Source organism: Streptomyces sp. NPDC005485 (genome assembly GCF_040606085.1).
In the GTDB taxonomy this organism is placed as follows: Bacteria; Actinomycetota; Actinomycetes; order Streptomycetales; family Streptomycetaceae; genus Streptomyces.
Window position 1 is genome coordinate 20564 of record NZ_JBEXDZ010000127.1, and the last position, 6690, is coordinate 27253.

General features: G+C 73.0%; 4 protein-coding genes. 1 reads left to right on the forward strand and 3 read right to left on the reverse strand.

The window, feature by feature from the left end; translation table 11 throughout:
• Positions 1-92: 92 nt before the first annotated feature.
• The 3 genes from trmB to ABZS97_RS32555 all read right to left on the reverse strand — a co-directional run bounded on the left by trmB (position 93) and on the right by ABZS97_RS32555 (position 3650).
• Entirely contained in the window at positions 93-884 is a 792-nt protein-coding gene (gene trmB, locus ABZS97_RS32545) for a tRNA (guanosine(46)-N7)-methyltransferase TrmB (RefSeq protein ID WP_356143575.1), read from the reverse strand.
• A 50-nt stretch (positions 885-934) separates the two neighbouring features.
• On the reverse strand, positions 935-2140 hold the full coding sequence (lhgO, locus tag ABZS97_RS32550) for an L-2-hydroxyglutarate oxidase (protein ID WP_356143583.1): 1206 nt from the start codon (positions 2138-2140) through the stop codon (positions 935-937).
• A gap of 85 nt (positions 2141-2225) precedes the next feature.
• On the reverse strand, positions 2226-3650 hold the full coding sequence (locus tag ABZS97_RS32555) for an MFS transporter (RefSeq protein ID WP_356143577.1): 1425 nt from the start codon (positions 3648-3650) through the stop codon (positions 2226-2228).
• A 770-nt stretch (positions 3651-4420) separates the two neighbouring features.
• Here ABZS97_RS32555 and ABZS97_RS32560 point away from each other — a divergent pair.
• On the forward strand, positions 4421-6511 hold the full coding sequence (locus tag ABZS97_RS32560) for an asparagine synthase-related protein (protein ID WP_356143579.1): 2091 nt from the start codon (positions 4421-4423) through the stop codon (positions 6509-6511).
• Positions 6512-6690: the final 179 nt, after the last annotated feature.

Genomic DNA, 6690 nt, shown 5'->3' on the forward strand with positions numbered 1-6690 from the left:
CGCCGCCCGCGACGGTGCGTTTGGTCGCCGGCGGGGATGGGTGCTGGTCCTCGGCCTGGTGGGGGTTCTGCGTTCTGGGGCTGGGGCTGGTTCTAGGGCTGGTGGGGGCGTCGGCGGAACAGCAGGTCGTGCACCACATGTCCTTTGTCCAGTCCCTGACCCTCGAAACGGGTCAGCGGCCGGAACTCCGGACGTGGCGCGTAACCGCCGTCCGGCTGGGTGTTCTCGAAGTCCGGGTGCGCGGTCAGTACGTCGAGCATCTGCTCGGCGTACGGCTCCCAGTCCGTCGCGCAGTGGACGACTGCGCCCGGCTTGAGGCGGGTCGCCGCGAGGTCCAGGAACTCCGGCTGGATCAGGCGGCGCTTGTGGTGGCGCTTCTTCGGCCACGGGTCGGGGAAGTAGACGCGCAGGCCGTCGAGCGAGTCCGGGGTGAGCATCTCGCGGAGCAGGATGATCGCGTCGCCGTTGGCCACGCGGACGTTCGACAGGCCGCTGCGGTCTGCGAGGTTCAGCAGGTTTCCCTGGCCGGGGGTGTGCACGTCGACGGCGAGGATTCCGGTGTCCGGGTCCTCGGCCGCCATCTGTGCGGTGGCTTCGCCCATGCCGAAGCCGATCTCCAGGACGACCGGGAGGTCGGCCCGGAACAGCTCGTTCAGGTCCAGTTGCCGTTGGCCGTCGATGTCCAGCCCCCACTTGGGCCACAGCCGCTGCAGCGCGTCCGCCTGGCCGGCCGTCACCCGGCTTCGGCGCGGCTGGAAGCTACGGATCCGCCGCTCGAAGTGCGACCCGGCGGGATCGGCCTTCGGGCCGTCGGGGAACCTGGGCTCGCCCTTGGCGCGGATGAGGCGCGGGGGCTCTTCGGGGGTGTGGAGGGAGTCAGACACAGTGGGGCCGATTTTACGTTGCCCACCCGCCCCGGGGCCGGGGGCCGGGGTCAGGTGGTCAGGGAGGTCAGGGCTCGGCGGGCTATTTCCCGGCCGATCGGGAGGGAGGCCGTGGCGGCGGGGGAGGGGGCGTTGAGGACGTGGACCGTGCGGGGGCCTTCCTGGATGAGGAAGTCGTCGACCAGGGTGCCGTCGCGCAGGACGGCCTGCGCCCGCACCCCGGCGGGCGCGGGGACGAGGTCGTCCGCGGTGACCGCCGGCAGCAGCCTGCGCACCGCGTCGGTGAACGCCGTCTTCGACAGCGACCTCCGCAGCTCCCCGGCGCCGTACCGCCAGTGCCGGCGGGCTATGTGCCAGGAACCGGGCCAGGCGAGCGTCCCGCCGAGCTCCCGGGGCCGTACGGTCCCCCACTCGTACCCCTCCCGGGCGAGCGCCGGCACCGCGTTGGGGCCGACGTGCACACCTCCGTCGATGCCTCGGGTGAGGTGCACCCCGAGGAACGGGAAGGCGGGGTCGGGCACCGGGTAGACGAGGCCGTGGACCAGCTCCGGGCGGGCGAGGGAGTAGTACTCACCGCGGAAGGGGACGATCCGCATGCCCGGGTCGTCGCCCGCGAGCCGGGCGATCTCGTCGCAGTGCAGCCCCGCGCAGTTGACGAGCACGCGCGCGCGGAGGACCGCCCCGTCGGCCGTGCGCACAGCGACGCCGAGCGCGGGGCGCCGGTCGATGCGCACGACCTCGGCGCCGTAACGGATCTCCGCCCCGGAGGACTCGGCGAGCTGCCGGGCCACCGCCCCGTAGTCGCAGATGCCCGTCGTGCCGACGTGGATGGCGGCCAGGCCGCGGACCTCCGGCTCGTACTCCGCGATCTGGGCGGACCCCAGCTCCCGGACCGGAATCCCGTTCTCCCGGCCGCGCTGGACGAGCCCGTGCAGGCGGGGCAGCTCGGCACGGTCGGTGGCGACGATCAGCTTGCCGGTGACGGCGTGCGGGATGTCGTACTCCGCGCAGAACTTGACCATCTCGGCGACGCCCCGCACCGCGTACCGCGCCTTCAGGGAGCCGGGGCGGTAGTAGACGCCGCTGTGGATGACTCCGCTGTTGCGCCCCGTCTGGTGGCGCGCCGGGCCCTGCTCCTTCTCCAGCACCGTCACACGCGTGCCCGGCGCCGCACGCGTGATCGCGTACGCCGTCGACAGGCCGACGATTCCACCGCCGGTCACCAGAACATCGCAGTCGTATGCGACTTTTTGCAGCACCTGCTCCACCTCCCGGCTTCGATAGTGCACTGCGCCACTGACAATGCCCTCAAACCCGGGAGGCCCACGAACGTCACGCAGGTCAGGCAGGAGCCATCAGCAGCGGCCTGGCGCGCTCCCGCAGCTCCACCACGCGCGGCTCGTCGCCGTACGGCTCCAGGCGGTGCAGAAGGTCCTTCACGTACTCGGTGGTGCGCGCGGAGGAAATGCGCCCGGCGACCTCCACCGCCCGTACGCCCTGCTCGCATGCCGCGTCCAGATTGCCCGATTCGAGCTCGGCGACCGCCGAGACGACCAGCCGCAGTCCGTGCGAGCGTACGAACTCCTCCGTCGGCTTCGACAGCGCCTGCTCCGTGAAGCGGCGGACCTGGCGTGGTGCCTTCAGGTCGCGGTAGCACTCCGCAGCGTCGGCGGCGAACCGGTCGTAGGAGTAGAACCCGAGCCAGGACGGGTCGTGGTCGCCGTCGCGGGAGCGCTCCAGCCAGCCCTCGGCCGCCTTCAGGGCGGCGCCGGCCGCCTGGGCGTCACCGGCGCGCGCGTGCGCGCGTGCCTCGACCAGACGGAAGAAGCTCATGGTGCGGGCCGTCGCGAGGCCGCGGTTGCGCTCCAGGGCGGCCTGGGCGAGGTCGACGCCCTCGTCGCCGAAGCCGCGGTAGGTCGCCTGGAGGGACATCGAGGCCAGTACGTAGCCCCCGAGCGGTACGTCGGCGGCCGCTCGGGCGAGGCGCAGCGCCTGGATGTAGTACCGCTGGGCCGCCTCCTGCTGGCCGGTGTCGAAGGCCATCCAGCCGGCGAGGCGGGTGAGTTCGGCGCTGGCCCCGAAGAGGGCCCTGCCGACCTCGTCGGAGTACGAGCCGAGCAGCAGCGGTGCCGCCTCCACCCTCAGGCACTCGGGAACCATGGAGGAACGCCAGTCGCCGCCTCCGTACTTGGAGTCCCAGCGCCTGGCGTCCTCGGCGGCCTCACGGAGCTTCTGCACATCGCTGTGGCCGACTTTCAGCGGTGCTCCGGAGCCCTCCCCGAGGTTCGCGTCGCGCGCCACCGAACTGTCGGCCGGGGTTATCAGCCAGCGTGAGGCAGGCGTTGCGTATGCGCTCACTGCGAATGATCCGGCCAGCGACTGCCAGATGCCGCCGGCACCTGACCGGCGTCCGGCGAGGTCGAGACGGTAGAGCTCCGTCGCCGACCGCACGGCCTGGCCGACGTCACGTGGGAAGGCGAGGCCCACCTCGGGTGCGGGATCCGCGTCCGCCAGGCCGATCTCGTGGAGCGGCACCGGGCGGCCGAGCTTCTGGCCGATGGCGGCGGCGATGAGGTGCGGCGCCGCACCTTGCGGCACCATTCCCTTCGACACCCAGCGCGCCACCGACGTCTTGTCGTAGCGAAGTGTCAACCCGCGTTGAGCGCCAAGGTCGTTGACGCGTCGCGCGAGTCCTGCGTTGCTGATTCCCGCGAGGGCGAGAACGGCGCCGAGTTTTTCGTTCGGCCCGCGTTGCTCCCTGGACATTGCGCCACCCCTCGACACAGACGGCTGCCGCGTTGGCATAACCACGCGGCATTCGTAAACCCAGCGTAGTTCGCCGCATCCCAAGCGTTAAGAGGCATGGTTCCGGATGGCGAGATTGTGGTCCGTACGGAAGTACGGACGGTTGCGGCGTGCTCCCGTTGTGTGGCCGTGCGCCCGTCCGTGCGCTCTTCTCCGGCCACCGGGGGAGCGCTTCCATGAACCTGCGTGGGTCGGCCCGCTGTACTGGATCCAGTGGGCTGGGGGACACCGCCGCCTACATCCCCGCGGGCGGCGGACCGGTCCGGGAGGCGAACTCCGCCTCCCGGACTGTGCGTTGCCGAAGCTGTGCGGTCGGCCTGTACGGAGCGTGTTCGTTCCCCGTCCCTCGTAGCCGATTTGGCCGAAAATCGACGGTGGGTCGGCGGGGCAAATAGCGCGTCTACCACGCTAGTTGAGGGCGCGTTAGGCGTTTTGGGGGAGTGTATCGGGGGCGCATTCGCGTCGCCGAACTGCCCTGGATCGCTGCCGGATCGTCTCCATATCGGCGTCGGATCGCCTCTGGATCGTGTCCGGGTTACCTGGGGGGTGGCCGTTGAACGGTTGCCAAGTCCCCGGGGGTTTCCCGCGGTAGCTCTTCCTCGTGGGCGTGCTCGGGGGCGCGTTCGAGGGGGCGCAAGCCGCCGCACAGAGCCTCCCGTGTGCCTTCTTCGTGGCAGCATGGTGCCCAGTTCGTACGGTGCACTGGTTGTCCACAGCCTGTGGAGGCGGCGATGCGGTGGTTGGTGGGGTGGAGCAGTACCGCCGCCAGGGCGCCCGAGTTCGGCTCGGCCGGGGCGACGGGAAGCGGCGGCGAGACCGTTCATCCGGTGGGTTCCCAACTCCTGTGGGGCGACCCCGATCCCCTCTGGGCGGTCGGCGACTGGCGCCCCGACGAGGTCCGCATCGTGAAGGCCGACGCGCAGACCCGCATCGCGGTCCTCGGCACCTGCGGCGCGACCGACGAGGAACTCCGGGTCGGGCTGTTCGCCGCGCGCGGAGGGGCACTTCGGCATCTCACCAACTGGTCCGGCAGCTACACCGCGGTCGTCCAGGTCGGCCGCCGGCTGACCGTCTGCGGTGATCTCGCGGGCGCCCGGCCCGTGTTCTACACCCCCTGGGCGGGCGGCACCGCCTACGCGACCGCCGCGCTGCCCCTCGCCGACCTCATCGAGGCCAACCTCGACTTCGGGCACCTCGCCGCGCTGCTCGCCGCCCCCGACGTACCGGCCGCCGTCCACGACTCCACCCCCTACGAGGGAGTACGGCGCATTCCGCCCGGGCACGCGCTGATCCTGCGCACCGGCGCACGGGAGATCGCCGGGTACGAGCCGGTGGCCTCCCTCGCCGTCGCCGCGCCCTCCGCCGACCCCGCCAGCGCCGTGGACGCCGTACGCGACGCGCTCGTCGAGGCCGTACGCGCGCGTCTCGCCGCGCCCCGGCACGTGCCCGGCTCCGACGTGGACCCCGGGCCCGTGCCCGGAATGGGGCCCGCCGAGCGGCGCGCCGCCCGCGGAATGCCCGTACCCGGCATCGGGGCCGACCTCTCCGGAGGACCTGCCTCCGGCACGCTTGCCCTGCTCGCGGCGGGGCTGCCCGGAGCGCCCGGGACCGTCCTCGGGCACGGCACCGGGGCGGGGGAGCGGCTGCTGGCCGTCACCTTCAACGACCTCGTCGTCGGCGGGCGCGAGGCCGAGCTGGAGCGGGCGGGGACACTCGCCGCGAACCCCCGGCTGCATCACGTCGTCGTCGCGGGCGGCGAGGAAGTCCTTCCGTACGCCGACCTGGAGGGGCCGCTCACCGACGAACCCGGGCCGTCGCTGGTGACCGCCGCCCGGCACCGCGCCCGGCTCGCCTCCGGCAGTGCGGACCACTTCACGGGGTCCGGGGCCCGGCAGGTGCTCGACGCGCATCCGGCGCGCCTCGCCGATCTACTGATGGACCGCAAACGCCGTCATCTGGTGCGGCCCGTCGCCGCGTTGGCGAAGGCCGACGGCTCGGTGATGGTCCCCGCGCGTGTGTACGGCGCTGCGCGCAAACTGGCCCGCACGCCGTACCGCACCGGCGTCGACGGGCTCGCCGAGCGGCTGCTGCACCGGCGCTTCGAGGAGCCCGGGGGTGCCGTGGGGGCGTCCCTCGCCGCGCTCACGTGGGCCAGACCGGGGCCCGCCGCGCGGTGGCTGACCGGTGAGGCGCTTGCTGAAGTATCGGTTCGCCTGCAGGGGGCCTCGACCGGGCGGGCGGGGGTCGGGCCCGGACAGCGGCCAGGTGACTTCCGCGCGCGGGCTGCGCTCGCGCGGGTCGCGGCGGATCTGCGCGTCCTGGAGCAGGCCGCCGAGATCCGCTTCCAGCGGCTGCACGCGCCGTTCCTGGACAACCAGGTCGTACGGGCCTGTCGGGCGCTGCCCGAGGCGCTGCGGGTGCGGCCCGGGGCGCGGGCGGAGATCCTGCGTACGGTCCTGGAGGGCGCCGGGGTCGCGGACCTGCCGCCCGGGTGGGGCGCGCCGTCCCACGCCTCCTCGGCCGCGGCCGCCCGCACGGGGCTGCGGGTCGCTGTCGACCAGCTTGTCGCGCTGTTCGACACGCCGTTGCTCGCGCAGGCGGGGCTGGTCGAGGCGAGAGTGGTCCGCAAAGCGTTGCGCGCGGCGGCGGACGGCGAACCTCTTCCGCTCGACGGTCTCGCCGACCTGGTCTCCCTGGAGCTGTGGCTGCGACGGTTGCTGGCGCGGCGGGGCACCTGCTGGACGGGGACGCCTGCGCGGCAGCGGGCTGTGCCGGCGGGGATCCGGCCGCAGGGGCGGGCGTTGGCGGGGGGCGGGGCGTGATCTGGCGGGGGCGCCTGTCGTAGGGGGTGCGGGTGTGTTGTGGGTCGGGTCCGTGCCGTCTGCTGGCGTGGGCGCCGTTCGCAGGGGGGGTGTGTTGTGGGTCGGGTCCGTGCCGGTACGTCTTGCCCGTCGCCGCGTGGGCGTACTGCCCGGGGGTCGAGCATGGCGGAGCTTGGCTG